Origin of the sequence: Brevibacillus sp. FSL K6-6036 (assembly GCF_037964015.1) — a bacterium.
Taxonomy (GTDB): Bacteria; Bacillota; Bacilli; order Brevibacillales; family Brevibacillaceae; genus Brevibacillus; species Brevibacillus borstelensis.
Genome location: NZ_CP150173.1, coordinates 693767 through 720678, shown reverse-complemented (window position 1 = coordinate 720678; position 26912 = coordinate 693767). Strand labels below are relative to the sequence as shown.

The window sequence follows — 26912 nt, the reverse complement described above, 5'->3', positions numbered from 1 at the left end:
GACTCTTACCCCCTCACCCATTCCGGCTTGCGCTGGTAAAATCCAGCCGTTTGCTCATAGGCATGAGCGACGCGCAATACCGTGGATTCGTCAAACGCCTTCCCGACGATCTGCATGCCGATCGGCATTCCGTTTTGCGCAAATCCGCACGGAACGCTGATGGCTGGCAAGCCCGCCAGGTTGACCGGAACGGTGCAAATATCCTCCAGGTACATCTTCACCGGATCGTCGACGTTTTGGCCGATCTTGAAAGCCGTGGTCGGCGTGGTCGGATGCAAAATGACGTCGTAATGGGCAAAGACATCGTTGAAATCCTGGATGATCAGCGTACGTACCTGCTGTGCCTTTTTGTAGTACGCATCGTAGTAGCCGGACGACAGCGCGTACGTGCCGAGCATGATGCGGCGTTTTACTTCCGGTCCGAAGCCTTGGCTGCGGGATTCCTTGTACATTTCAATCAGGTTCTCGGCGTTGTCCGCACGTACGCCGTAGCGCACCCCGTCAAAACGGGCCAGGTTGGAGGATGCCTCCGAGGACGAGAGCAGGTAGTAAGCCGGTACCGCGTATTCCGTATGTGGCATCGACACCTCGCTCCAGGTGGCGCCCATGCTCTCCAGCTGCTTCAAAGCGGCCAGCACGGCATCGCGCACCTCGCTGTCGATTCCTTCGCCGATCAGCTCTTTCGGAACGCCGATCCGCAGCCCTTTGACATCGCCGGTCAAAGCAGACAGGTAGTCGGGAACGTCTACCTTGGCGGACGTGGAGTCGTACTCGTCGTGTCCGGCAATCGCCTGCAATACGTAAGCGGAATCCTCCACGTTTTTCGTGATCGGACCGATCTGGTCAAGCGACGAGGCAAACGCCACCAGACCAAAACGGGAGACGCGGCCGTATGTCGGCTTCAATCCGACGACTCCGCAAAAAGCTGCCGGCTGGCGGATCGAGCCACCCGTGTCGGAGCCGAGCGTAAAGAAGAAGTGGCGGGAAGCCATCGCAGCTGCAGAGCCGCCGCTGGAGCCACCTGGCACGTATTCGGTATTCCACGGGTTTTTGGTCGGGTAAAACCCGGAGTTTTCATTGGAGCCGCCCATGGCAAACTCGTCCATGTTCAGCTTGGCGACGATCAGCGCATCGGCGTCCTTCAGCTTCTTGGAGACGGTCGCATCGTAGATCGGATCGTAATTGCTCAAAAATTTGCTGGCGCAGGTCGTACGCAGACCGCGGGTTACGATGTTGTCTTTCAAACCGACAGGCAAACCGTACAGCAGCCCCATCTCTTCGCCTGATCCTGCCAGACGCTCGTCCAATGCCTTTGCTTGGGAAAGAGCGCCTTCCTCGTCCACATGCAGGACCGATTTGATTTCGCCGTCGTGCTCCTTGATGCTGGCGATGGACGCTTGCACCAGTTCAGCAACGGACAGCTCCTTTGAGCGCAGTGCGCTATGTATTTCCGACAATCGCTTGTCAAACAGCGACACGTGGGTGTCCTCCCTTCAGGTGATAACCGTTTCGTCTATTCAAACACAGCCGGTACTTTAAACTGGCCTTCCTCATGCTCTGGGGCGTTTTTCAACGCTTCTTCATTGGAAATGCTTGGACGATTGACATCTTCGCGCATGACGTTTTTCACGTCTGTTGCATGACTGGTCGGGACGACGTTTGACGTGTCCAGCTCATTCAGCTTGGCTGCGAATTGCAGAATCGAGTTCAAATCCTTGGTATACCGCTCCGCTTCTTCTTCTGTAAGGTTCAGGCGGGCGAGATTGGCTACGTGCTCTACTTCCTTGCGGCTGATCGCACTCATGGTTCCACCTCCGAATCTATCACATAATTTTGATCTTACTTGAAAAGAGCGGGTGCAGTCAATTTTCGGGGGGATTTCTTCCTTTGGTGATATGTGGGTCGGGCTTCTCGTGTGAAGCTGGTTCAGTTTTACGTTTCACGTGACCGGTTCTTTGGGCGATGTTGTCGGGCTTCTGTTTTGACGTTGGTCGGGCTGTAGTGCAGGAGATGAAACAGGGAGAAAACGCTCAAGGTTCGGTGGGACACTGCGGGGGCTGGACTGGCCGGCTTCATTCCAAAAGCGGAGCCGCGTCCAAAAGCAGATCTTTCAGGAGGCGTCTCAGAGTTGGACGCTGAAAACGTGTTCCGCTTTTTCCATTACGCCTGGGGAGTGTCCCAAAGACCTTCGCTGTTTTTCTCCCTGTTTCATCTCTACACTGGTTGGTTTTATTCGATCTCGATGAAAGAAAGCATAGTCAAAGCGGATACAATCTCTAAAAAGCCTTTAGTAGCCGAACAACGTTACATTAAGATTTGCGTGCCGATACTCCTTGTTAAGGATCACCGGCCTGGCCAGTAGCCGAAGATATTAAAATTTTTGACACGTGACAGCAGGATAGTTGAGGCTCGTACGGAATGTAAAGGAAAACAGTTTGCTTACAACCCGTTTGCCGCTTCGCAGTACGCTGATATTCAATCAGACAACGCAAGCAAAGCTGCCTGCGGATCGTTCAGTGTCCCTGCCTTCTTACGGGCTGATTTTCAGAATAGCAATCGAAAAGAAATCTCGTTTGCGGCTTTCGGTTATAGTAGGTGTAGGCAGATTGTTCTTCATCTATTACGGAAGGCATTATTACACTTTCCATATAAAGGAGGCTTTTTTCATGGCAAATGTGAATCCGGCAACGATAACAGTAGAAGCGGTCGTTCATTCCCCCGTGGAATTGGTGTGGGAGTATTGGACAGACCCGAAGCATATCACGCAATGGAATTCGGCTTCGGATGACTGGCACACGCCATATGCCGAGAATGATCTAAAGGCCGGCGGCAAGTTTGTTTCGAGAATGGAAGCGAAAGACGGCAGTATTGGATTTGATTTCAGCGGGGTATACGACGAAGTGAGCGTAAACGAGCGTATAGCCTATACGATGCCCGACGGCAGAAAAGTGCAGATCTCTTTTGTTCGCCAAGGTAACGACACGCTAATCATCGAATCGTTCGATGCGGAAGAAACCCACACAATCGAGATGCAGCAAGCCGGCTGGCAAGCGATTTTAGACAATTTCAAAAAGTATGCAGAGTCGGTCAAAAAGTAAATAGAGACGTTTTAGTCATAGAAGCGCGCATGCCATCATTGGCATGCGCTTTGCATTGCATATTTTGTAGAACCAAAAAGGCCTTTGCAAACGCAAATTGCTTGCTTGGGCCCTCTGGTTGTCGGTTAACGTTTACGCCTGGTTATTCGCTTGGTTTCAGTTGTGCCAGCTTTTGACCCATGAGAACCGGGCTGCCGATTTTTACGTCGTCGGCCCATTCCAGTTGTCTGGATTCAAACAACAGGATGACGGTGGAGCCGAATTCGAACCAGCCGAGCTCGTCTCCCTTTTGGTAGTGTGGGGTTCCGGGGATGTCCTCGCTGGTTTTGCAGCCGCGTTTGACGTTGGTCGTCGCTTTGTTGTACATGACCTTGACGCTGCCGACAAAAAGGGCGCCGACCTTGACGACGGCTACTCGCCCCAGCTCGCTTGTTTGGACGTGAGTGACGAGGCGCTCGTTGCGGGCGAACAGCTTGTCGACGTGCTCAATGCCGAGCTGATTGACCGGGTAGAGTCGGCCCGGCACGTACGTGTAACGGATGAGGTCTCCTTCCACCGGCATGTGAATCCGATGGTAATCGCGCGGGCTTAAATAAATGGTAATAAACTTGCCGCCGTAAAAGCGCTTGGCCGCCTCCGGCGTATCTCCGAGCAGATCAGCCAGACTGTACTGTTTTCCTTTTGCCTGGATCAAGGTACCTTCGTGAATATCTCCCATCTGTGAAACCGTACCGTCGACGGGACTGGCTACTACGTCGTCGCCAGGAGCAATCGTCCGGACTCCGGGCTTCAGCCTGCGCGCAAAAAATTCTTTTAACGATCTGTATTCACGTATCGGCTTTTCAACGATCGAGGGGTCGATATTGTAATGTCGTATATAGTGGCGGATCGCCAACCGGCTGAAACGCGAAGCGGTAATTTTGCCCATGGTCCGCGACATGACGTTCTGCGGCAGCCGATGAATGAGTCCGGGAAGGATTTTCTTGTTCATAAGCATCCCCTTGTTCTTTCCGTTCAAAATCTATCCATACTGTACCATCTCGAGGTACCGCCAGTAAAGCCCACTCCGACTATGGCCTCATCATTTTCTTGTCCTTCATTTGCTATACTAAGATGGAAATACAGCATGACTTACAGGAGAGACAATCATGACAAAGCGCGATATTGAGAACCTCATCCATCAATACGGCGATGTATTATCCTGCTTTTTTCAATATATGTCCGATATGGTTTTTCTTATGTCGGTAGAAGAGGGAACCCGTTTTCGCTACGTCCTGATGAACCCTCCTGCCATGCAGGCCGCCCGGCTGACAGAAGAAGCCTACGGCAGGCTGATCGAAGAAGTGTATTCCGACGAAAAAGCAGCCAATTTGAACAGCATGTATCGGGAGGCAGTGGCAAGCGGCAAACCGACACATTATACGACTTACGACGAAATCATTGGCGAGTCCGTTCTCACCCCGATCTATAACAGTGAGGGTGTCTGTACCCATGTGTTTGCTGTGACCCGGGATATTACAGAGCGCAAGCAGTTGGAGACCCAGCTTGAATTCATGGCGTACCATGATGTTTTGACTGGCCTTCCCAATCGCCGCCTTTTGCTGGATCGGATGCAGCAGGCGATGTCTCAGGCGACCCGAAAAGGCAATCAGCTCGCCGTCCTCTACCTGGACTGCGACTACTTTAAAGAAATCAACGATACCTGGGGACATGACGTGGGAGATGAGTTTCTTCGCGTACTCGCCAAACGGCTCACCTCGTGTGTACGGGATGTGGATACTGTTGCCAGGCTGGGCGGGGATGAATTCGTCCTTTTGCTCACCTCTTTGGATACGGCCGAGGAGGCAGCCAAAGTGGCCAGCCGCGTACTGGAGGCGTTGAAAAAGCCTTTTCTGATTCAGCAGCATCGTTTTCACTTGACGATGAGCATCGGCATTGCCCTTTTTCCAAATGACGGCCCAGATTCCTCCCAGCTCCTCCGCCACGCAGACAAAGCCCTTTACCGAGCCAAGGAAGCCGGACGCAACCAATTTTGTTTTTACTCTGCTCCTACGGAATAATCCAGAAGAACAACAGCAGCGAAAGCGCAGAAAAGATAAAGCTCACCACATACAGGACGACAACCGTTTGTTTGGCGGACAAGCCAAGCGACATCAAACGATGGTGCACATGCCGACGGTCGGCCTGGTACATCGGCGACCCTGCCAATGCTCGGCTGATCATCACTTGGACGGTATCAACGACCGGCAGTCCCAATGCGAGGACCGTCACGACCAGTGTGATCAGAGTCGCTCCCTTCATCGCACCCTCCAGAGAAATCAGAGCCAGGGCATATCCGAGAAACATCGAGCCCATATCCCCCATGAACATTTGTGCAGGAAAAAAGTTGAATCGCAAAAAGGCAAGCGCGGCACCTGCCAGAACGACGGCAATCAAAGCTGTAAGGCCCTGTCCTTTAACATATGCGAGAAAAAACAGCGTGATCGCGGAAAAGACCGTCGCTCCGGAAGCCAGACCGTCAACGCCATCCAGGAAGTTGACCATGTTGATCAAGCCCGTAATCCAGATCACTGTTGCCAGACAGGAGAGCCAGACGGGAAACAGATAATAGTCACCCGTGTCACCGCCCAGCCACGGAAAGGATATGCCGCGAAAACGGATATCGCAGACGAAAGCCAGCAAACCTACCAATACCTGTACCAACAGCTTGGGCAGAGCAGGGAATTCCTTTCTACGCGCCTTATACGCGTCATCGGCCCAGCCGACAGCCATCAGGAGCAAGCTGCCAATGATCAAAACTGCCACCAATTTTTGCAGTCCTGCAAAAAAAATGGTCACCACTGCGACTCCGACGAACATCGCCAGTCCCCCGGACAACGGCATTGGCCGGGTATGACCTTTCCGTCCCTGGGGAATATCGAGCAGCTTTGTCTTCCATGCTATGGCTCTGGCTGCAGGCATCAGCAGCCAAACCAGAAAAAACACCGCTACCCCCGGGACCAAATAAGATAGCATGCCTTTCACCCACCTAGACCATTTTTGCTTAGTGTGAACAAAAACGGGATGAAATAGCGATGCAAATCGCGATTGGGTCACAGGCTCAACATAAAAAAGCTGCCCGTAAAACAGGCAGCTTTTTGTAAAGCAGAACGAACTACAGTTTTTCGGAAACAAGCTTTGCTTGCGTGAACAGCAGCAGGTAATCCGGGCCGCCAGCTTTGGAATCCGTACCGGACATGTTGAAACCGCCGAACGGATGCACGCCCACCAGTGCGCCTGTACATTTGCGGTTGAAGTACAGGTTCCCTACGTGGAATTCGCTGCGTGCCTTCTCCAGATGTGCACGGTTGCGGCTGAACACGGAGCCGGTCAGGCCGTATTCGGTGTTGTTGCCGATTTCCAGCGCATGATCAAAGTCTTTTGCTTTGCAGAAGGCCACGACTGGTCCGAAGATCTCTTCTTGCATGATGCGGGCTTGCGGCTCTACATCAGCAAATACGGTCGGCATGATATAGTAGCCGTTTTCTGGCCCTTTCTCTCCGCCTGCCATCAGCTTGCCTTCTTTTTTCCCGATCTCGATGTACTCGAGAATTTTGTTGTACGCCTTTTCATCCACAACCGGACCGGTGTAGAAATCAGGGTTTACCACATCGCCGACAGTCAGCTGCTTGGTCAGCTCAACCACCCGGTTCAGGACCTTGTCGTACACGTCCTGGTGAACGATGGCACGGGAGCAAGCAGAGCATTTTTGGCCGGAGAAACCGAATGCGGAAGCAACGATTGCTTGAGCAGCCGCTTCCAGATCGCAGTCATTGTCTACGATGATGGAGTCTTTTCCGCCCATTTCCGCTACGAGACGCTTCATCCATTTTTGACCCGGACGGTGTTTCGCAGCCAGTTCATTGATGCGCAGACCGACGTCACGGGAGCCTGTGAAGCTGATAAAGCGGGTTTGCGTATGTTCAACCAAATAGTCGCCGATTTCGCCGCCGGAGCCTGGTACGAAGTTGACAACCCCTGCAGGTACGCCTGCGTCTTCCAGGATTTCCATGAATTTCGCAGCAATTACCGGAGTGGTGGACGCCGGCTTCAGCACGACAGTATTTCCCGCTACCAGAGCTGCAGTCGTCATCCCTACCATGATCGCGAGCGGGAAGTTCCAAGGCGGAATGACAATCCCTACGCCAAGCGGTACGTAATACAGCTCGTTGTCTTCATCCGGGATGCGGGTCAGCGGATGGCGCTCGGCGAGCTTATCCATTTGACGGCCGTAGTACTCCATAAAGTCGATTGCTTCAGCCGTGTCGGCATCTGCTTCCGCCCAGCTTTTGCCTGCCTCTTTTACCAGCCAAGCAGAGAATTCATGCTTGCGGCGACGAAGGATGGCAGCCGCTTTGTACAGATAGCGGGAACGCGCTTGCGGCGGTACAGCCTTCCAGGTTTCAAATGTCTGAGCGGCAGTCTGGATTGCTTTTTCAGCCAGGGCTTGGTCAGCCTGGGATACTACGCCGATTACTTGCTCTTTATTGGAAGGGTTGATGGAGCGGGATTTCTTTTCGGTTTTGATGCGCTCTCCGCCGATGATGATGTCGTATTCACGGCCCAGCTCGCTCTCTACCTTTGCGAGCGCCTCTTGAAATGCCTTTTTATTTTCCGGCAAGCTAAAATTGGTAAACGGTTCATTTTTGAATTCGACTTGCATCTGGAAAACCTCCTTATCATTCTTCCATTCTTGTCATCCAAATTTATATGCAAGGATCATACCAATTTGGCTGGATTCTTTTCGCCGTGTTAGTGTTTGCATTTTTCTCGAAAAACAACAGGGTTTCTTATGTATCGGGTTATGAACATTCGTGTCCAAATCACTGAACACTTCTAAACAAATGTGTTCATATCATCTGTCATTCTACGCGAAAAAACGCCCTCTCCGTTCCGAATGAAAAGGAAAGGGCGTTTTTGCTCTTTGTTATTTTCTGTAAATATGCATGTATGGTTCCCCGCTGGTTGGCCGAACATACAAGGCCAGCGGCTGATTAATCGTCTGAACATACAGATTGACGTGGACGTTCTTGTCAAAGGTCTGTTCAATTGCGGAAGCTGCAAATTGCGTAAATTGCAGGACTTGCGTCCGGGAATCGTACTCAGCCGTAGCCGTAATCGTCAACTCGGTGAGTCTGCCGCCCATAAAACGGCCGATTCCGGTCATTCCGATATACTCTTTGAAGTAAGACTGCGTTTGACGCTTCAGCTTGTCGTACTGCAGGGCTTGCTGGGGATATGCTTTTTCGGCGTCGCTGCTCGGGAACAGGTAGAATTCTTCGTCAATGGGCTGCCATTTTCCGATTGAAGACTCACCTGCATTCACCGTACCGGACATGATGAACTTGCCCGGAATCAGCGTGGAATTTGGCTCTGGCACCTGGAACAAAGCGATTACAATCGGGACTTCTGTAGAGTTGGCTCGAACACTCTGTACGATTTTTGACGCCAACTGCTGTCCCTTTGCCCGCAGTTCGTCCGTCGTATAGGTTTTCTCCTGCCCCGTCGCATCCTGGTAAACCGGGGACAGGGAGAGTCCGAGTACCATTCCGGCCAGTTGCTGCTTGTCCTTGCTCAGATAATCGTGCTCAAGCACGTGAACAAGGCTGCTGGTTTTCCCCTTGCCGTTGGGACCCCCGGCCTTTTCTTGCGCGATCCAGTCCCTTACCTGATCTTTTGTGATGAACTGGCCTTCCTGGAACAAATAATCGGACGTAGGGAAGGTATCGCGCGCAATCTCCATCAGTCCGAGCTCCAGGTGGCTGAAGTCGATCCGATAAATCGTGCTGGCCAGTATTCCGCGCGTTTGGTTTGGTTGGTAGGGCGGAATGCTGCCGTAATAATCCTCCGAAACTTCCACAACAGGGGAAAGCGAAGGGCTTGCGGGCTGCGATTCCTCTTGACCTTTTCCTCCTGGCAGAAGCGAGCAGCCTGCAGCCGTCATGGCCAAAATCAACGTCAGCGGCAACATGTACATCCATCGTTTTGCTTTCATCCATCCAAACTCCTTACACAACGAAAGAGGCCGAAGCCTCTTGATGTTTTATCAATTCCATTTCTTCCATTTGCCGTTCGACAATGTATAGACAAAGGCCGACTCACCGATCCCGACCCACCTGTAATCACCGGCGCCGGGAGAGATCACGATCAGCGTCTCAGGAGACTTGGCATCCAGCTGCTGCCAGCTGCCATCTATTTTTTCCATAATCCCCTGATCTGTTGCGACAGCGAGGATTCCGCTCGTTCTGTCCACCGTGAGCGAATATACCTGCTGGGCATTCGGGACGACTTCTGTTTTCCACTGCCCATCTTCATGATAGAGAAGGTTGAATTGGGCAGCCACATACAGGCGGTTTTCCATCGGATCGTAATCCATCGCATACACTTCCTGATCAAGCGGCAGCCATAGGCTCCACTCGTTGCCCCCGTTCGACGACTGGTAAATCCCCTCACCCGTTACAAATGCGAACAGGCGGATCTGATCGCCTTCCCGAATGCCTGCAAAGCTGCGGATTTCGGCAGGCTCAGGCAAGCCTTTCCCCAATTTGGCCCACTTCTTCCCGCCGTCAGTCGAGCGCAGCACACCGTTGTTTCCAGCGGCAAAAATGTGCTGGGGATTATTCGGATCGACAAACCAGCCTGTCACGTCCTTCTGCTCAAGCTCGGGAGACAATAGTCCCCAGACTCCTCCGCCTGCCGAATGATAAAGTCCGGCATGTGTTCCTACCCAGATGTGCTGGGCATCCGGAGTCATGGATAAGTTGTGTACGACCTCGCCCTTTTGCAGAACATCCTGATAGGTCAAATCTCCGGGCAGAGCCGCGGCAGTTACGGGCGGCTGTATCGGCTTGCTCCGCCCGCTTTCGCCGCAACCTGCCAAAAGTGCCCCTGCCATCAAGATCATTCCCCATCGCAGCAAGCCTTTCATGCCGACTACACCCCTTCCCGTTCTCTCCCACTAGCCAGGTCTTATCCTTGACTCTCCAGCAATTCTCTAAAGCCTGCTTCATCCATGACAGACACTCCCAGCTTTTCCGCTTTCTCCAGCTTGGAGCCTGCCTTTTCACCGGCGATGACCAGGTCCGTTTTCTTGCTCACGCTGCCCGTCACCTTTCCGCCCAAACGGGCAATCGCTTCTTCGGCTTCCTGCCGCGTCATCGTCGCAAGCGTACCAGTCAATACGACAGTCTTGCCGGAAAGCGGCAAATCCGCTCCAGCCTCGACACGAATGCCTTTGTAGCTCATATTGACACCGGCAGCCTTCAGCCGCTCGATTACCGCCTGGGCCTGCGGCTGGCGGAAGTAGCCTACGATGCTGGACGCCATTTTCGGTCCGATCTCATCAATCACGGTCAAATCTTCTTCGTTTGCGGCCATGATGCCGTCCATCTCGCCAAAGTGCTCGGCAAGTACGCGCGCCGCCTTGGCACCCACGAGGCGAATGCCCAGTCCGAAGAGCAGCCGCTCCAGGGAATTTTCCTTGCTGGTCTCGATGGCGGTAAGCAGGTTGTCAACCGACTTTTCCCCCATCCGCTCCAGCCCGAGCAAAACGTCGCGCTGCTGGTGCAGATAGTACAGGTCGGCTACGCTGCGGATGATGTCCTTTTCAAAAAGGGAAGCGACGACCTTTTCTCCCAAGCCCTCGATGTTCATCGCCTGACGGGAGACAAAATGAATGATGCCTTCGCGGATTTGCGCCGGACACATCGGATTGATGCAGCGGAGCGCCACCTCTTCTTCCAGGCGCACCAGCTCGCTGCCGCACTCAGGGCAGTGCGTGGGCATTGCAAAAGGCGTCTCGCTTCCGTCGCGTCTCTCTGGCAGGACAGCGATAATTTCCGGGATGATGTCGCCTGCTTTTTTGACCATGACATGGTCGCCGATCAACAGTCCCTTTTCCCGGATGATGTCCTCGTTGTGCAGCGAGGCCCGCTTTACCGTGGTGCCAGCCAGACTGACCGGCTCCAAAATCGCGGTAGGAGTAACCGTGCCAGTGCGTCCGACAGATACTTCGATCCCTTTCAATACGGTAATCGCTTCCTCTGCCGGGAATTTGTACGCCACCGCCCAGCGCGGGCTTTTCGCCGTAAAGCCAAGCTCCTGCTGCTGAACGTAGCTGTCTACTTTAATGACCATACCGTCGATATCGTATGCGAGCTGCGGTCGTTTTTCCACCCAGCTGTTCACAAAATCAATCACGTCATCAATGTTGTCAAATGTGCGCCGTTCTTTATTTACTTTGAAGCCGAGCGACTCCAACAGATCCAGCCCTTCGCTGTGGGACTCGACATCGACTCCCTGCAAATCGCCGATGGCATAGATGAAGGTGTCCAACTGGCGGGAAGCCGCAATCCTCGGATCGAGCTGACGAAGCGATCCGGCTGCGGAGTTGCGCGGGTTGGCAAACAGGGCTTCTCCGCGTTCCTCCCGTTCCTTGTTCAGCTTCTCAAAGGCTGCACGCGGCATAAACGCTTCACCGCGCACCTCGATAGTCACTGGGCGGGTCAGCCGGAGCGGAATCGAACGGATCGTCCGCAGATTTTGCGTAATATCCTCGCCTGTCGTCCCATCGCCGCGAGTCGCTCCCTTGACAAATACTCCGTCCTCATAGTGCAAGGAAATCGCCAAGCCGTCAATCTTTAATTCGCAGACATAGCGGACGTTTTGATTGCCTACCGCCTGGCGCACACGGCGGTCGAAATCGCGCAAATCCTCCTCGCCAAAGGCATTGCCCAGGCTGAGCATCGGCGTTTTGTGAACCACTTTTTCAAAAGCGGCCAGCGGTGCGCTGCCCACCCGCTGCGTCGGAGAATCGGGCGTGACCATGTCGGGAAAAAGGTCTTCCAAGCCTTGCAGTTCCCTTACCAGATTATCGTATTCCTGGTCGGTAATTTCCGGGCGGTCTTCTGTATGATACAGACGGTTGTGATGCTCAATTTGTTTCCGCAATTCAAGAATTCGTGCTTCCGCCGTCAATCGATCCATTTCGTTCATCCTTTGCTATTCCGTATCAAGCCCGAGCGCTTCCCGGGCAAATCGCTTTCGTGATTCAGCTTGCTTGCAAAAGATTCTGTACCGTATAGAATACTATCCCCGCTCGATCGGAGCAAATTTTGCCAGCAGCTTTTTGATTCCGGTCGGACTCGGGAAAGCGATATCCAGCTCCGTATCGTCTCCGCTTCCTTTCACCTTGACGACCGTACCGGTGCCCCACTTGCCGTGCTTTACCTTGTCGCCTACCTTCCAATCGATGCCGGAGCCGCCGCCATGGCCTTGCAATTTGGTCGGAGCGGCCATGGCCGGACGGGAAAAGGCAGAGGTGCCTGTAGTGCCGGTGCGTTGTCCAAAAGCGGACTTTGTCCCCGCATCCGCCTGACCCGCTCCATAGCGGCCAAACCCGTCTCGCTGGCCGTAACCGCGCTGTCCAAAGGAGCCTCCCTGCATCCCGCCTGATTCTTGAACAGGGCTTCCTTCCAACAGCTCGGCAGGAATCTCCTTGAAAAAGCGCGAGGGCGCATTCACATTGGTACGGCCAAACAAGGTCCGCATCCGCGCCGATGTCAAATACAGCCGCTCCTCGGCCCGGGTAATCCCTACATAGGCGAGGCGTCTTTCTTCCTCCATCTCCGCGTCGTCGAACAGCGAACGGCTATGAGGGAATACGCCTTCCTCCATTCCCGCCAGAAAGACGACCGGAAACTCCAGACCCTTGGCGCTGTGCAGCGTCATCAGGACGACCTGGCCTTCAGCGGATACCTCCTCCTCGGTCTGGCCGTCATCCGACAAAGTGTCAATGTCGGCTACCAAAGCGAGGTCGGTCAGGAAGGCAAGCAGGCTCTTGTCCTCGTTCTTCCGCTCAAACTCCTGGGTAACGGACAAAAGCTCCTCGATGTTCTCCAGCCGCGCCGCGGACTCCAGCGTTTTTTCTTCCTTCAGCATCTCGCGGTATCCGGTGCGCTTCAGCACTTCCTCCACCAGCTCGGTCACGGACAGGTAGTCGGTCATCTGCATCAGGTTGGTGATCAGGTCATTAAATGAAAGGATCGCATTGGTCGTGCGTGCCGGCAATCCCATATAGCCCGCCTCCTGGATCGCGCCGTACAGGGATTGACCGTGGGCATTCGCGTAAGCCTGCAGCTTTTCCACTGTCGTATCGCCGATATTTCGCTTCGGCACGTTGATAATCCGCGTCAGGCTGATGTCGTCATCCGGATTGGAGATCACCCGCAAATAAGCCAAAATGTCTTTAATCTCTTTGCGGTCGTAGAACTTCGTGCCGCCAACGATCGTGTAAGGGATATTCGATTTGATGAACACTTCCTCGACCACGCGGGACTGGGCGTTGGTCCGGTACAGGACGGCGAATTTGTCGTACCGCTTGTAAATGGGCATCTGCTTGCGGATCGTATCTACGATGAAATACGCTTCGTCGTGCTCGGAATCCCCCTGGAAGCAAGTGATTTTTTCCCCTGCCTCGTTTTCCGTCCAGAGCTTTTTCTCCTTGCGCATGACGTTGTTTGCGATCACCTGGTTGGCCGCCTGCAAAATCGTTTTGGTCGAGCGGTAGTTTTGCTCCAGTTTGATCAATTTCGCTTCCGGATAATCCTTTTCAAAGTTCAAAATGATGGATATATCCGCCCCGCGCCACTTGTAAATGCTCTGGTCGGCATCCCCGACGCAGCAGACGTTGCGGAATTTGTCCGCGAGCATGGAGATGAGCATGTACTGGGCCCGGTTCGTATCCTGATACTCATCGACATGGATGTAGCGGAATTTCTTTTGGTAGTATTCGAGAACCTCCGGCACTTCCTTAAACAGCCGGACAGTTGTCATGATGAGGTCGTCAAAGTCCAGGGACTGGTTGTTTTTCAGTTTCTTTTGGTACAGCTCGTATACCTTCGCGACGACCATCGAGTAGGCATCTCCGGCAAGATTCGAGTAACGGATTGGATCTGTCAGCTCGTTTTTGGCCCCGCTGATCGCCGCCAGGAGGCCGCGCGGCTCGTACTGCTTCGGATCTATGTTCAATTCTTTCAGACATTGCTTGATAACGGACAGTTGATCGCCGGCGTCGAGTATCGAGAAGCTCCGGTTTATGCCCAGACGGTCAATATCTTTTCGCAGGATGCGGACGCAGAGCGAGTGGAATGTAGAAATCCAGGTGTCCTCCGCTTCGCGGCCGATGATGGCGGCCACGCGGTTTTGCATCTCCCTGGCCGCCTTGTTGGTAAAGGTAATCGCCAGAATGCTCCAGGGGGCCACGCGCTTTTCCTGGATCAGATAGGCAATCCGTTGGGTCAGCACCTTGGTCTTGCCGCTGCCTGCACCTGCGAGTATAAGAACCGGCCCTTCTGTTGTGAGGACCGCTTCCCGCTGCTGCGGATTTAGTCCGGCGATAATTCGGTCAACTGTAGACATATGTATAACTTCCACCTTTCCTGCCTCTCAAAACGCTCCCGAACGAAAGCATATGTTCCTATTTTCTCACAGATCGAGGGAGAGTTCCAGTCAAACCAGAGGAGGGATTGCTGGCAAACAGAGTAAACATTTGAAGTCTTACCCTGCAGGCTCGCGGCCGGGCAAAAGCGGCTCATACATCATATACGCGCGGTTTTCCGCAATAAACTCGTCTCCAATCAGTTCGCCCTCCAGGTCATACACGCGCCGGTACAGAAGGTTGCGGCGTTCGTAGCCGCCCCAGAGCCCTGGAGTGATCGCGTGTTTCTTTTCATATACTTCGTATCGCCGCGTCGGCGGGTACTCGCCCAGCCACTCTCCGACGAGGCAGCCACCCCCAAGCGAAAGACGCAACTGAAAGGCCTGGTTCGTCTGATTGGCAATTTGAAGATCGAGGTAGTTGTAAAAACACGTCGCTCCGCTGCCAAATGGCTGCGTGCGGCTCGCGTCAGGAAAGACGTCGTAGCTGTGCCGGTGGCGCTCTGTCACAGTAAGCGGTGTAAACAGCGTCATCCAGTAGATCAGGTTGGACAGCTGGCACAAGCCTCCCCCCACACCAGCCAGCACCTGCCCATGCGACAGCAGCATCCCTTCCAGATACCCTTTGCGCCGCGTCGGCTTTCCGATCAGCTTCCAGTACGAGAACGTCTCTCCCGGACGGACGACGATTCCATCCAATCGCTCCGACGCAATGCGGAGGTTCGTTACTTTGTTGTGCTGTATCCACATCTCGACGTTTTGCAGTTGCCTTAGCAAAGGGGTCTGATGATGTTTATGCAGGCAAGGAAGTCTCTCCGGTTTTCTCAGTCTGGCATACTTTTTTCGGCCAAAGAGCCATTCTCTATAACGTTTGATGCGGTAATAGCAGATACCCGCTGCCAATCTCCAGCGGCTGCGCTTGATCGGTCTCATGGAGCCCCCTCCTTTTTTGTTGATGAACAGGTTCAAAAGACCTGCATCCCCCCTATCTTCCGTCATGCCAGCAGCATGAGAGTTTAGGCTATAAGGATGATTTTTCCAAACCGTGTAGATTTGAGGGAAGACTTCGTGTAAACTGGAACTCAGCAGAATATTTTGAATATTGTGATGGAGAACAGGAGATTCACAGTATTCCATTCAGCTTACACGCTGGGGGGAATCTGTGATTTTTTGTTTTTGGGGCCCCGAAAACACCATCGCATATTCCAGCCTGCAGACCATGCTCCCTCTTTTCTTTGTCATCGCCTGTGGGAGCCAAAAAACGTCGAGGAGGAGATTTACATGATTCGCTTGGGAAAAACGTTGATGGCCGCAGTACTTGTTGCCGGATTGCTCCAGCCGCTGGCAGCTATGGCAGCACCCAATGAACATGCCCACCGCGTAGACACCGTCGCCCACCGTGGCGCTTCCGGCTATGCACCCGAGAACACCATGGCGGCGTTTCGCAAGGCAGTGAAAATGAAGGCTGACTACATCGAAATCGACGTGCAAGTGACAAAGGACGGGCAAATGGTCGTCATACACGACAATACCGTGGACCGCACTACCGACGGCACCGGAAAAGTGAAGGATTTGACCTTTGAAGAAATCCGCGAGCTGGATGCTGGCAGTTACTTCGATCCGGAATTTGCGGGCGAACAAATCCCCACTTTTGAAGAGGTGCTCGATGAATTCCGCGGCAAAACCGGCATCTTGATCGAATTAAAATCTCCTGAGCTGTATCCGGGCGTAGAAGAGATGGTAGCGGATGCCTTGCGCGAGCGAAACATGGACAAGCCCGCAAATAACAAGATCATCGTGCAATCGTTTAACTTCGACTCGATGAAAACATTCCACGAGCTTTTGCCGGACATTCCTGTCGGCGTTTTGACCAACAAGCCAGAGCAGTTGACCGATGAGATGCTCGACGAATTTGCCACTTATGTAGATTATGTGAATCCCAGCCTGAAAATGTTTTCCCCGGAATTGCTGGAACGGGTGCGCGAACGCGGAATGAAAATGTCGGTCTGGACCGTGCGGAAGCCGGAAGAAGCGGAACCGCTGCTGGACGCCGGCGTTGACGGCATTATCACGGATTACCCGGATTACGTGCCGCGCAACAAGCACAAGTAAAACCTGTTCAAAAGATCGTTCATTTGTCTGAACGCGCCTGTTTGTCACGGAAGGCAGATTGAACCGAGCGCGTCAGCCGATTATAGTTGGCGGCCTTCGTCCTTGTACACATGGACGCAAGGCCGTTTTTTGCATGGGAGCGAAACATGTACGCTTCCAATTTCAAACACATGCTCCCCAACAAAACAGGAGAGACCCGTTTCTGAGTCTCTCCTGCTGAACACACTATGCCTGTTTCCAACTACAGCCCTTCCGCCTACCTTTTCACAGCGCGAACGGTAGACAAAGCCGCCTGCAAGTCTTCGTAAATCACATTGCCCACGACAATCGTATCAGCCAAGGCCGCCATTTCCGCTGCCTGCTCCGCCGTCCGGATGCCGCCGCCGTAAAACAGATGCGCTTCCCCGGCGCCGCTTTTGCATGCCCGGACTACAGCCGGATCTCCATAGGCCCCGCTGTACTCCAGATAGACAATTGGCAGGCGGCAAATTTTTGCGGCTGTCTGCGCATACGCCTTGGCTTCCGCAGCGCCTTCTATCGGGCGGGCTTTTGTCAGTCTGGCAACACCCGAATCAGGGTTGGCTACCAGATAGCCTTCGGCAATGATCTCGTCCCAATGTATGTACTGGCCGAAAGCCTTGAGGCCGCTGACGTGCGGGGCAAACAGCCAATCTGCATCCCCCGCGTTGATCACCAGCGGAATAAAATACGAATCGAAGCCGGGTACAACCGCATCCAGCGAAGAGATTTCCAGGACTGCTGGTACCGCATAACGCCGAATCCGAGACATCAGCTCAAGCGTGTTGTCATATGTCACGCCATAGGTGCCGCCGACAATAATGGCATCCGTACCGGATTCGCATAAAGCCTCCAGCTCATCGTCTCCGATGGTTTTATCCGGGTCCAGTTTAAAGGTATGGCGCCAACTGCGATAATCAATCAACGGTGCTGCCTCCTGCCTATTTTCCGATCCGCTCAAGCGCCAGCTGATAACCGTCGTTGCCGTAGTTCAAGCAGCGCTTGACGCGTGAGATGGTCGCCGTGCTCGCTCCCGTCTCCGCTTCGATCTGATTGTAGGTGTAGCCCTTGCGCAGCATGCGTGCCACTTCCAGACGCTGTGCGAGCGACTGCATTTCATTGATGGTGCAGAGATCATCAAAAAACTGATAGCACTCTTCCATCGTCTCCAAGGAAAGAACGGCCTCAAACAGCTGCTCGATCCCTTTTCCTTTTAGTTTTTCCAATTGCATCAGGATCACCCCGTCATAGGGAAGTTTTTTCACTGTAAAATTTTTAAGCGTTAAAGCTTACAAGATTATCTTAGAAGAAACAGGGCCACCCTGCAAGCCCCTATTCTCCGAAACCTATTCAAACTTGAGGTAGCTCGTCATCGCCGGGGCATTCGGCACGATCGAAACCCATGTATTGCCGCGCAAAAGCGGCACTTCCTTGGTCATGGAAGCGTCCTCGTAAGCCCGGATGACGCCGCCAGCCCGCTTCCATTTGATTTTTTTCGCCTTGCCCTGCTGGAACAGATATCCATCTCCCGGACCGACGACGTCCACCTGACGGCGGCCTTCACTATCCAGCACGCGATGCTTTGCGGCAATGACCAGCAGATTGGTCGTCGAGAGCTGCTCGTCTGTCGTCAGATCAAGATGCGGTTTGCCCTCTGTAAGCCGCATGTACTTTTTCTTTTCTGCATCGTAAACAAAGCCTGCTTTGTTGAGCGAATGAAAGACGAGATCGACCTTTGTCGCCGGCTCCCCTTCCGTGATCTCGGCATCTTCCGGCAAAAACGGAAAGTACGGCAGCTCGCCTGTCATGCGAATGCCTTTGTCCAGCATCGCCTGCTCAATCAGCTCCGGTTTGGTATACAGATTATGCGGGGCGTGGCGAAACTTCTCCCGCCAAAAATAGCGGCCGTTGGGAATTTCGTCGAGGTGGCTGTAATCGGAACGAGCCAGCGTGTTGAGCGCATCCGGACTGCCGCCGGCATGAACCAGCATGGCATCGATCCCAACTCCAAGCTGAATAAAATAGGGACGGATGCTGCGGACCGGTCCGATCACTTCCGGCCTTTGACTGTGGAAAACGGCGAGAAGGCGGGTCATTTCCCCTTCTGCCAGCACTTCGTATACCAGATCCGCCTTGTTAATCCCTGATTGCGGGCGGGCCTGCGGTGCATTGTTGATCATGACCATAATCGGCCGCTGGTCCAGCCTTGTCTGGCTGCCCAGGCCGGTAAACGGCGCAGTGTAAGGAAGCTTTGGCGGTTCCGCCGAGGGCGGCTGCACAATCGGAGCGGGCGGCTGCTCGGGCTGCGGCGTCGTGTCAGCCGGTTTGTTCGAACACGCTGCAAGCAGCGCCAGAGAAAGCAACATGAGAGTTCGTGTGATGCGTCTTTGCATGAAAGCGCTCCTTTCCGGTTTTCTCTCGCACCCTCTTTTTTTCTCTGAAAGGAAAACAGAATCCTGCTTCCACACGTTTTCCACGATTCTCATACGCCGCTCCCACACATCCGGCCCGCGACTGTGCTACAATTTATGCAAACTCAGATGAAAAGCGAGGAAGAAGCCATGCAAACTCCCTACCTCGTCTATCTGGTAGATGACGAAACCAGCCTCTTGGAGCTATTGCAATCGTATCTGCAAAACGCCGGTTTTCAGGTTCGCGCGTTTCAAAGCGGCGCCGAGGTTCTCCCCGTCCTGGAAGAACCGGAGCAGCCCCATATATGGATTCTCGACATCATGCTCCCTGACATCGATGGCTATGAGCTGCTGCGCCTGATCCGGGGCAAATCCGACGTGCCCATCGTCTTTATTTCCGCCCGTGATCAGGACATGGACAAAATCATCGGGCTTGAGCTGGGCAGCGACGATTATCTCGCCAAGCCGTTTCTGCCGCGTGAACTCGTCATTCGCGTGCAAAAGCTGCTGCAGCGCACCTATGAAAAAGGAGGGGCCGCAGTCCCTGCTCCCATTCAGGCTTCCTACGAGGACTGGGTGACGATCGGGCCGTACCAGATCTCCGAAAAGGGACGGCAGGTAAAAGAAAACGGGAACCAGATCGAGCTGACAACTAAAGAATTTGAGCTGATCGTCTACCTCCTCCACAATCAGGGCCTGGCGCTCAATCGCGAGCAAATCCTGACAGCAATCTGGGGAGAGGACTACATCGGTTCCGATCGGGCTGTGGACGATCTGGTCAAGCGCATCCGCAAGAAAATGCCCAAGTTTCCGCTGGAGACTGTCTATGGCTTCGGCTACCGGATGACCCGCACATGAGCAAATTCCGACTGAAAAACCTGCCGCTCTCCCGGCAAATCCTCATCCTGTTCATGCTCTTGACCAGCGTGCTGGGGATCGGAGTCGGGATTGTTTTTCCTTTTGCCGTCAAGCAGTACCTGGTCAACAATACGTATTCGCTTCTGGAGCAGGAGTTTTACACCCTGTCCGACCACATCTCCTTTAACGAGCACAACGAGCTGTTACCGGTACCGGCAGCCGCCCCTTACTTTTTGCAGGTGCTGCTGTCTCGTTATGAATACTCGTTTGACATGATCGTCTTTTCGACCGACGGCGTAGAGCTGGGCAGCCGCATTACGGAGAGGGAACGGTTTTCCTATAACGACGCGGCCGCACTCTACAAGAAAGCGGCCTCCTATCCCGGCAACAAGCTCCAGCACGGGACCCTGGAGCGCGGGGGAGAAGACTATCTGTTCGTCAGCAGGCTGATGGACTACCACGGCTTTCCCTACTATATGGTGCTGTTCTCCAAAGAACGCGAGCTGAATCAAATCAACTCGCTGCTGACCAGGCAGTTTCTCATGATCTTTGTCGTGCTGCTCCTGATCAGCTGGCTGCTGGCCGTCTGGTTCAGCCGCTACCTGAGCAAACCGCTCCGATCGCTGGACGAATCCTGCCAGAAAATCGCCCGGCGACAGTTTGATACGCCGCTCACGCTGGATCGCGGGGACGAGATCGGCCAATTGGCGCGCTCCTTTGAAACGATGAAGGATCAGTTGAAGGAACACGACGAATCTCAGCGCCATTTTGTGCAAAATATTTCCCACGAGCTGAAAACACCGATCATGGCGATACAAGGCTATACGCAGGGCTTGCTGGAGGGAGTCTTCCAGGGCCCGCAGGCGGAAAAAGGATTGCAAACGATCATGCAGGAAAGCAAGCGACTGGAAAAGGTCGTGGGACAGCTCTTGTACTTGACCAAAATCGAATCCGTCTCGCAAATGATGCAGATGGGCAGAGTCGATGTGACGGAGATGTTTAAATTGCTGGAGCAGCGGCTCTCCGTGCTGAACCCGGACATTTCCTGGCAGCTTGATCTGCCGCCCGCCCTCATCCTCGAAGGCGATGGCGAGCAGTTGAGCACTGCCTTTGTCAATATCCTGGAAAACCAGCTGCGCTACGCAAAAAGCCAGTTGGTCGTGACCGGCCGGCAAGCGGACGACAGGGTCGTCATCACCATCGCAAATGACGGTCCGCCGATCGAAGAAGCTCTGCTCCCGCAACTGTTCCAGCGGTTCCGCAAGGGGAAATCGGGCAAGCACGGACTCGGTCTGGCCATCGCCCGCGCTGTCTTTGAAGCCCACAAAGGCAGCATCGCTGTCCGCAATGAAGCGGAAGGCCCCTGCTTTACGATCACGCTGCCCGTAAAGAGATAGCAAACCAGCAGAAAAGCTCCGGACCTCCCGGAGCTTTTTGGCCTTTCATTTATTTTAGGTCTTACATTTATGTAACCGGGGGCGGCCGAGTTGTTTTTGCATGGAATAATTCTATTTTATCGTTTTGTATTTTTTTATTATTTCAACTAGAAAGAATATTCGTTGACGCGGCCACTATCAGTTGATATGTTTATAAAAAATATATATTATTCACAAATTACTTGGGGGTCTCATTGTGAAAAAGAAAACGATGCTCTTACTCTCCGCTCTACTGACCAGTTCGCTCGTTGCCGGATGTGGTACGGGCGGCGGCGGGAATACCGCTTCGTCACCTTCCACCGCTCCATCTTCTGCTCCATCAGCTCCGTCTTCCGAAGGAGGGGCCGGAGGCGGAAGCTCGAACGTGATCAAGATTGCCACCCAAAGTCCGCTGTCCGGAGCCCAGTCGCTCGAAGGCGACGGCATCAAGCTCGGGGCGCAAATGGCCGTGCAAGAGCGTGCCGAAGCGTTTAAAAAGCTTGGTTTTGAGATCCAGCTCTTCCCTCAGGACGACCAGGCAGACCCGAAAATCGGCGTATCCAACGCGGAAATGCTGATTTCCGACCCGGACGTGTACGCGGTGGTCGGCCACTACAATACAGGCGTCGCCATCCCGTCCTCTGTCAAGTATGAAGAAGGCAAGCTCGCAATGATCTCCCCTGCAAATACCGGGGTCGAGCTGACGGAAGCGAACAGAAAGAGCGTAAACCGGCTCGTCGCTCGCAACGACCAGATCGCTCCTGCCGCAGCCAAATACGCAAAAGAGAAGTTGGGAGCCGCAACGGTCTACCTCGCTCACGACAAAACGGCCTATGGCCAAGGCTTGACCGACGAGGTCCGCAAAGCATTCAAGGACCTGGGTGTAACCGAAGTCGGCTACGAAGGGGTCACCGCAGGCGAAAAGGATTACAGCGCAATCGTCAACCAATTGGTGGCGAAAAAGCCCGATCTTGTCTTCTACGGCGGCATGTACGCGGAGATGGGCATCATCGCCAAGCAAGCCCGCGAAAAGGGCTTCACCGGCAAATTCATGGGCGGCGAGGGATTGGAGTCGGCGGATATGTATAAAATCGCCGGACCCGCTGCGGAAGGGATCGTTTATGCGACTGTCGTAAGCGACATCCGTTCGCAGGAGCAAGGCAAGCAATGGGTAGAAAAATTCAAGGCAGCCTTCAACAAAGAGCCAGGCGCGTTCTCTCCTTTTGCTTATGACGCTACACTGGTCGCCTTGAACGGAATGGAAAAGGCGATTCAAGAAAACGGGGGCAAAAAGCCTACCCGCGAGCAGGTCATGAATGCAATCCGCGCCACGAACGAGTTCAGCGGTCTGTTTACAAAGGTCACCTTTGACGAAAAAGGCGACAACAAGCACTCCCAGGTTTACATCTATCAATACGGAAAAGAAAAAGCCGAATTTTTGGGCGAAGCAGGAAATTAAGGGGACACATGAAAAAGCACCTGTCTTGAAAAAAAAGACATGGTGCTTTTCTTTTTTTATGGAACGAAACGGCCCTCTGCCGCCAAAACTAAACCCCTCATCCTTGTCGCCAGGATGAGGGGTTCGTCTGTCATCATCTTTCAGCCAATCTTACCAGAAGCGCCGACCGGACTGTTATCAGCATCTTTCGATCAATCTCGCCAAGAGAGCCGACCGGACTGGGATCTGGTCGATCTCGATGAACTCGTCCGGGGAATGGGCATAGCCCCCTTTGGCCCCCAGCCCGTCAAGCGTTGGGACACCGCAGGCGGCAGCAAAGTTGCCGTCGCTGACACCGCCCGTACCGGACTCCTCCAGCTCGATCCCGATTTCTTGCTCGGCAATGCTTTTTGCCAAAGCGAACAGCCTGCCGATCTCGTCTGTCCTCTCCATCGGCGGTCGTCGCATGCCTCCGGTCACGGTCAGGCGGGTACCGGGAAGACTCGGCTGCAAGGAGTGGAAAAGCTGTTCCATCTGCCTTGCCGCCTCCAGCGTCATCACCCGTACATCCACCTCTGCCTCGGCAAAGTCCGCCACGACATTCGAGCCGATTCCTCCTTTGACAAGCCCGACATTCACCGTCGTGCCCACCTCGTAATCGGTAAAGGTATGCAAGTATTGAATGATCCGGGACATCTCCTCGATAGCCGATACCCCTTTGGCGTGATCGACACCGGCATGCGAGGAGACCCCGTGCACGCGAAGCTGGAAGTGGGCGCTCCCCTTCCGCCATGTTTTGAGAGCGCCATGCGGTTCTGTTGGCGGCTCCAGAACAAAGCTGGCTACCGCCCCTTCCGCCTCCCGTTCTACCAACCGTCGCGAGGTCGGACTGCCGATTTCTTCGTCGCTGTTCAGAAGGAGAACGACCTGCTTGTCAGCGGGGAATTGCCCCAGCTCCTGCAGGGCCCGCAAAGCGTAGAACGCCTGCAGTACGCCTGCCTTCATGTCGTACACGCCGGGGCCGTACGCTCTGCCATTTTTTATCGCAAATGGCCTGCGGTCCGCCTCTCCCTCCGGCCAAACGGTATCGTAATGTCCAATGACGAGCACCCGCTTCTCGCCGTTTCCGAGCACACAGCGCAGCTGATCTCCATACTGTTCATTGGCGATACGCTCCGCTTGCCCGCCTGTCAGCTCGACAAACCTTTTGCCAAACCAGTCTGCCATCCGGTCCCCCAGCGCTTTGCTGCGCGAAGGCGAATCCATATTGACACACTGCCTGAGATCCTCGATCAATTGCTGTTGATACTGTTGCAATAATAAGTGAATGTCCATTGTGCCTCTTCCTTAGTGGGATTGAGAATTGAGTCCAAACAGCCGTTCCAGTCCGTACACCTTTTCCAGGATGACGATAAACAAAAGACTGAGCAGGATGACCACTGAAGAGATGGACGCAACCAAAGGATCGAGCGTCTCCTGCATGTAGGTGAAAATAGCCAGCGGCAGCGTTGTCGTTTCAGGCGCCACTAAGAACAGGGATACCGTCACGTTGTCAAAAGAGGTCAAAAAGGAAAAAATCATCCCTGACACAATAGCCGGACGCAGCAGAGGCAGGGTAATGTCCCAGAACACCCGCAGCGGACGCGCTCCCAGCATGTAGCCCGCCTTCTCCAGCGTATAGTCAAACGTGCTTAATCCGGTCAACACGAGACGAACGACATACGGAATGGAAATCAGTATGTGCGCAAGCAGCAGCCCGGTAAACGTACCGGCTATCCCGATACGCGTAAAGAACAGCAGCGCGGCAATCCCGATAATGAGCGATGGAACGGTCAAAGGAGACAGCAGCAGGCCGTTGATGATTCCTTTTCCGCGAAACTTGTATCTGTGCAGGGCCATCGCTGCCAGCGTGCCGATCAGGGTTGCCAGCACAGCGGTGATGGCCGCGAGCTTGATGCTGAACCAGAACGATTCGATAAATTCCGGCCGTTCGAGAATCATCGTGTACCACTGCCAGGAAAAGCCTTCGGGAGGAAAAGAGAGATATCCCGCCGCGGTAAATGAACTCGGTATGATAACCAGAAACGGCAGGTTTACCAGGATGAGTACAAAAAAGGTGATAAGGCCAAGCGGTTTCAGTTTTGTCATGACGAAAACACCTCTTTGTATCGCTTGGTCTCAATCAGCCTGGTGTAGAGAGTCACAAGCAAAATCGTACTGCCCAAAAGCAGAAATGCCAGCGCCGCTCCCAGCGGCCAGTTCAGCGTAGCCATTATCTGTTCATAAGCAATTACCGGCATGACTTTCACCGACGTTCCCCCCATCAGTGCAGGTGTGACGAATGCGCTCATGGACAGGCTGAAAACGAGTGTCGTCCCGGCGACAAGCCCCGGCAGACTGAGCGGCAGTGTCACGGTAAAAAAGGTCCGCACCCGGGATGCCCCGAGGATCGAGGCGGCCTTGGACAAGGACGGATCAATCGCATACAGGCTGGTCGCAATCGCCAGTACCATATAGGCGATAAAGGAGTCCGTCAGACCGATTACGACGCCTAGCTCGTTGTACAGCAACCGGAGCGGCTCTTTGATCAGTCCGAGCGCAAGCAAAACCTCGTTGATCCAGCCCTTTTCCCCGAGCACGACCACCCAGCCGAAATTGCGGATGACGACACTGATCAGGTGGGGAGCGAGGATCAGCATGGTCACGATGCCCCGCATCTTTCCCGTCGCCTGAGCCATAAACATCGCCACCGGAAAGCCGAGGACCAGCGAACAGAGTACGGTCCAAAGGCTGACCCGTGTCGTCCTCCACATGATCTCCGCATAATACGGGTCCTTTGCAAACAACAAGTAGTTTTCCACGCTGAAGGCTTGCTCGTCATTTTGAAAGCTGAGCAGCAGCATGAGCAGCATCGGGAGAAGAAAGACGCCGAGCAGAACGACCATGCTCGGTGCCGTCAAAAGAAGAATCGACAGCCTTTTGTTCATCGTCATCCCCTCTCCGCCGGCATGACCAGCACATCTTCCGCATCCCAGCTGCAAGAGACAGCCTTGCCGGGGACGAGCTCCACGCCTTTATCGACCGTTTGCAGCTTGACAGATATGCTGTGCCCGTTTGCCTGCACCTCGCATTCCGTATAGGAACCGAGGAACGAGCTGAGCTTCAACTGACCGTTGACCCGATTTCTTCCTTCCGGCGCCGTATCGGCAGACAGTCTGATTTTTTCCGGACGGATAAAAACGGTTGCTTTTTGCCCGGGGAGAAGCATCAGGTTTGCAGACTTCGCCTCTACGAGAAGACCGCCGATTGTCTGGATGATCAAGGAGTCTCCTTCATGCCCGGCGACCTCCCCCTCGAGACGGTTGGTCTTGCCAATAAACGTATGGACAAATTCGGAAGCAGGCCGGTTGTAAATATCCTTCGGTGTGCCGATCTGCTCGATGAAGCCGTGGTTCATCACGACGATCCGGTCTGACAGGGAGAGCGCCTCTTCCTGATCATGTGTCACAAAAATGGTCGTAACGCCGATTTCCTGGTGCAGCCGTTTCAACTCATCGCGCAGCTCTTCTCTCAGCTTCGCGTCGAGATTGCTGAGCGGCTCGTCCAGCAAGAGCAGGGACGGCTCGATGACCAGCGCACGGGCGATGGCGATGCGCTGCCGCTGCCCTCCGGACAATTGCTTCGGGTAGCGGTCTGCGACATGCGGCAGCTTGACCAGATCAAGCACGCGTCCCACCCGCTCCTGGATCTGCGATTTGCTGATTTTTCGCAGCTTCAGCCCGTAGGCGATATTCTCCGCTACGGTCATGTGCGGAAAGAGCGAGTAGGTCTGGAACACCATTCCCAGCTCACGCTTGTAGGGAGGGACACCGTTCATCCGCTGTCCCTTGATCAGCAGATCGCCGCCATCCGGGTCAAGGAAACCGGCGATCATATTCAGCGTGGTCGTTTTGCCGCAACCCGACGGCCCTAAAAACGAGACGAACTCTCCCTGCTCCACTTGCAGGTTGAAGTCCTGAACCACGATATTGTTCTGAAACTTCTTCATGAGGCTGCGCAGTTCGACATCAATCACCTTGCTCAAACA

24 protein-coding genes are annotated in these 26912 nt (G+C 53.9%); 7 read left to right on the top strand and 17 right to left on the bottom strand.

What is annotated here, in order from left to right; translation table 11 throughout:
* Positions 1-5: 5 nt before the first annotated feature.
* Both gatA and gatC read right to left on the bottom strand, forming a co-directional pair.
* On the bottom strand, positions 6-1478 hold the full coding sequence (gene gatA, locus NST37_RS03835; RefSeq protein WP_024983566.1) for an Asp-tRNA(Asn)/Glu-tRNA(Gln) amidotransferase subunit GatA: 1473 nt from the start codon (positions 1476-1478) through the stop codon (positions 6-8).
* Between the two features lie 35 nt (positions 1479-1513).
* Complete coding sequence (gatC, locus tag NST37_RS03830; protein WP_003389393.1) at positions 1514-1804, bottom strand: Asp-tRNA(Asn)/Glu-tRNA(Gln) amidotransferase subunit GatC; 291 nt, start codon at positions 1802-1804, stop codon at positions 1514-1516.
* A gap of 324 nt (positions 1805-2128) precedes the next feature.
* Here gatC and NST37_RS03825 point away from each other — a divergent pair, with 324 nt between their 5' ends.
* The gene (locus tag NST37_RS03825; RefSeq protein WP_327956253.1) at positions 2129-2362 is read left to right on the top strand and encodes a hypothetical protein; all 234 of its coding nucleotides are present in this window, start codon (positions 2129-2131) and stop codon (positions 2360-2362) included.
* Between the two features lie 304 nt (positions 2363-2666).
* On the top strand, positions 2667-3098 hold the full coding sequence (locus tag NST37_RS03820) for an SRPBCC family protein (RefSeq protein ID WP_327925625.1): 432 nt from the start codon (positions 2667-2669) through the stop codon (positions 3096-3098).
* A 142-nt stretch (positions 3099-3240) separates the two neighbouring features.
* On the opposite strand, the gene asd is transcribed toward NST37_RS03820, so the two are convergent.
* Complete coding sequence (gene asd / locus NST37_RS03815) at positions 3241-4089, bottom strand: archaetidylserine decarboxylase (RefSeq protein ID WP_031932050.1); 849 nt, start codon at positions 4087-4089, stop codon at positions 3241-3243.
* Between the two features lie 157 nt (positions 4090-4246).
* Between asd and NST37_RS03810 the strand changes: the two genes are divergently transcribed.
* Positions 4247-5158 carry a sensor domain-containing diguanylate cyclase gene (locus NST37_RS03810; RefSeq protein ID WP_003389397.1) on the top strand — a complete coding sequence of 304 codons (912 nt, stop codon included), beginning with the start codon at positions 4247-4249 and terminating at the stop codon, positions 5156-5158.
* Here the strand turns inward: NST37_RS03810 and NST37_RS03805 are convergent.
* The 7 genes from NST37_RS03805 to NST37_RS03775 form a co-directional block, all read right to left on the bottom strand.
* On the bottom strand, positions 5148-6113 hold the full coding sequence (locus tag NST37_RS03805) for an MraY family glycosyltransferase (RefSeq protein WP_003389398.1): 966 nt from the start codon (positions 6111-6113) through the stop codon (positions 5148-5150). The genes NST37_RS03810 and NST37_RS03805 overlap by 11 nt on opposite strands.
* A 139-nt stretch (positions 6114-6252) precedes the next feature.
* The gene (gene pruA / locus NST37_RS03800; RefSeq protein WP_003389399.1) at positions 6253-7800 is read right to left on the bottom strand and encodes an L-glutamate gamma-semialdehyde dehydrogenase; all 1548 of its coding nucleotides are present in this window, start codon (positions 7798-7800) and stop codon (positions 6253-6255) included.
* Positions 7801-8064: 264 nt separating this feature from the next.
* Positions 8065-9132, bottom strand: coding sequence for a CamS family sex pheromone protein (locus NST37_RS03795; RefSeq protein ID WP_003389400.1), 1068 nt, complete (start codon positions 9130-9132; stop codon positions 8065-8067).
* 51 nt (positions 9133-9183) lie between these two features.
* Entirely contained in the window at positions 9184-10065 is an 882-nt protein-coding gene (locus NST37_RS03790) for a hypothetical protein (RefSeq protein ID WP_003389401.1), read from the bottom strand.
* Positions 10066-10106: 41 nt separating this feature from the next.
* On the bottom strand, positions 10107-12122 hold the full coding sequence (gene ligA, locus NST37_RS03785) for an NAD-dependent DNA ligase LigA (protein WP_122957583.1): 2016 nt from the start codon (positions 12120-12122) through the stop codon (positions 10107-10109).
* Positions 12123-12224: 102 nt separating this feature from the next.
* Positions 12225-14555, bottom strand: a complete 2331-nt coding sequence (gene pcrA / locus NST37_RS03780) for a DNA helicase PcrA (RefSeq protein WP_024983561.1) — start codon at positions 14553-14555, stop codon at positions 12225-12227.
* A gap of 138 nt (positions 14556-14693) precedes the next feature.
* Positions 14694-15506 carry a VanW family protein gene (locus NST37_RS03775; RefSeq protein ID WP_339186292.1) on the bottom strand — a complete coding sequence of 271 codons (813 nt, stop codon included), beginning with the start codon at positions 15504-15506 and terminating at the stop codon, positions 14694-14696.
* A gap of 348 nt (positions 15507-15854) precedes the next feature.
* On the opposite strand from NST37_RS03775, the gene NST37_RS03770 reads away from it, so the two are divergent.
* Positions 15855-16685, top strand: coding sequence for a glycerophosphodiester phosphodiesterase (locus NST37_RS03770; protein WP_031932047.1), 831 nt, complete (start codon positions 15855-15857; stop codon positions 16683-16685).
* Positions 16686-16941: 256 nt separating this feature from the next.
* Here the strand turns inward: NST37_RS03770 and NST37_RS03765 are convergent, their stop codons facing one another.
* The 3 genes from NST37_RS03765 to NST37_RS03755 form a co-directional block, all read right to left on the bottom strand.
* Positions 16942-17628 carry a heptaprenylglyceryl phosphate synthase gene (locus NST37_RS03765; protein ID WP_003389408.1) on the bottom strand — a complete coding sequence of 229 codons (687 nt, stop codon included), beginning with the start codon at positions 17626-17628 and terminating at the stop codon, positions 16942-16944.
* 16 nt (positions 17629-17644) lie between these two features.
* Entirely contained in the window at positions 17645-17935 is a 291-nt protein-coding gene (locus tag NST37_RS03760; protein WP_003389409.1) for a YerC/YecD family TrpR-related protein, read from the bottom strand.
* Between the two features lie 114 nt (positions 17936-18049).
* Positions 18050-19096, bottom strand: a complete 1047-nt coding sequence (locus tag NST37_RS03755; protein WP_031932046.1) for a DUF3048 domain-containing protein — start codon at positions 19094-19096, stop codon at positions 18050-18052.
* Between the two features lie 168 nt (positions 19097-19264).
* On the opposite strand from NST37_RS03755, the gene NST37_RS03750 reads away from it, so the two are divergent.
* The 3 genes from NST37_RS03750 to NST37_RS03740 all read left to right on the top strand — a co-directional run bounded on the left by NST37_RS03750 (position 19265) and on the right by NST37_RS03740 (position 22846).
* Positions 19265-19972 carry a response regulator transcription factor gene (locus tag NST37_RS03750; protein WP_003389411.1) on the top strand — a complete coding sequence of 236 codons (708 nt, stop codon included), beginning with the start codon at positions 19265-19267 and terminating at the stop codon, positions 19970-19972.
* A complete protein-coding gene (locus tag NST37_RS03745) occupies positions 19969-21369 on the top strand; it encodes a HAMP domain-containing sensor histidine kinase (protein WP_339186289.1) in 1401 nt (466 codons plus the stop codon). The genes NST37_RS03750 and NST37_RS03745 overlap by 4 nt, the downstream gene beginning before the upstream one ends.
* 235 nt (positions 21370-21604) lie before the next feature.
* Entirely contained in the window at positions 21605-22846 is a 1242-nt protein-coding gene (locus NST37_RS03740) for a branched-chain amino acid ABC transporter substrate-binding protein (RefSeq protein WP_339186288.1), read from the top strand.
* 177 nt (positions 22847-23023) lie between these two features.
* Here NST37_RS03740 and NST37_RS03735 read toward each other — a convergent pair whose 3' ends face one another.
* Genes NST37_RS03735 through NST37_RS03720 form a run of 4 tightly spaced genes read right to left on the bottom strand, consistent with a single transcriptional unit; the run spans position 23024 to position 26909 of the window.
* Complete coding sequence (locus tag NST37_RS03735) at positions 23024-24160, bottom strand: M20 family metallopeptidase (protein WP_024983556.1); 1137 nt, start codon at positions 24158-24160, stop codon at positions 23024-23026.
* Between the two features lie 12 nt (positions 24161-24172).
* Positions 24173-24973 (bottom strand): ABC transporter permease, encoded by an 801-nt coding sequence (locus tag NST37_RS03730; RefSeq protein WP_327956024.1) that lies wholly within the window; start codon positions 24971-24973, stop codon positions 24173-24175.
* Positions 24970-25812, bottom strand: a complete 843-nt coding sequence (locus NST37_RS03725) for an ABC transporter permease (RefSeq protein ID WP_339186284.1) — start codon at positions 25810-25812, stop codon at positions 24970-24972. The genes NST37_RS03730 and NST37_RS03725 overlap by 4 nt, the downstream gene beginning before the upstream one ends.
* Positions 25813-25814: 2 nt before the next feature.
* Positions 25815-26909, bottom strand: a complete 1095-nt coding sequence (locus tag NST37_RS03720) for an ABC transporter ATP-binding protein (protein ID WP_024983554.1) — start codon at positions 26907-26909, stop codon at positions 25815-25817.
* Positions 26910-26912 lie beyond the last annotated feature (3 nt).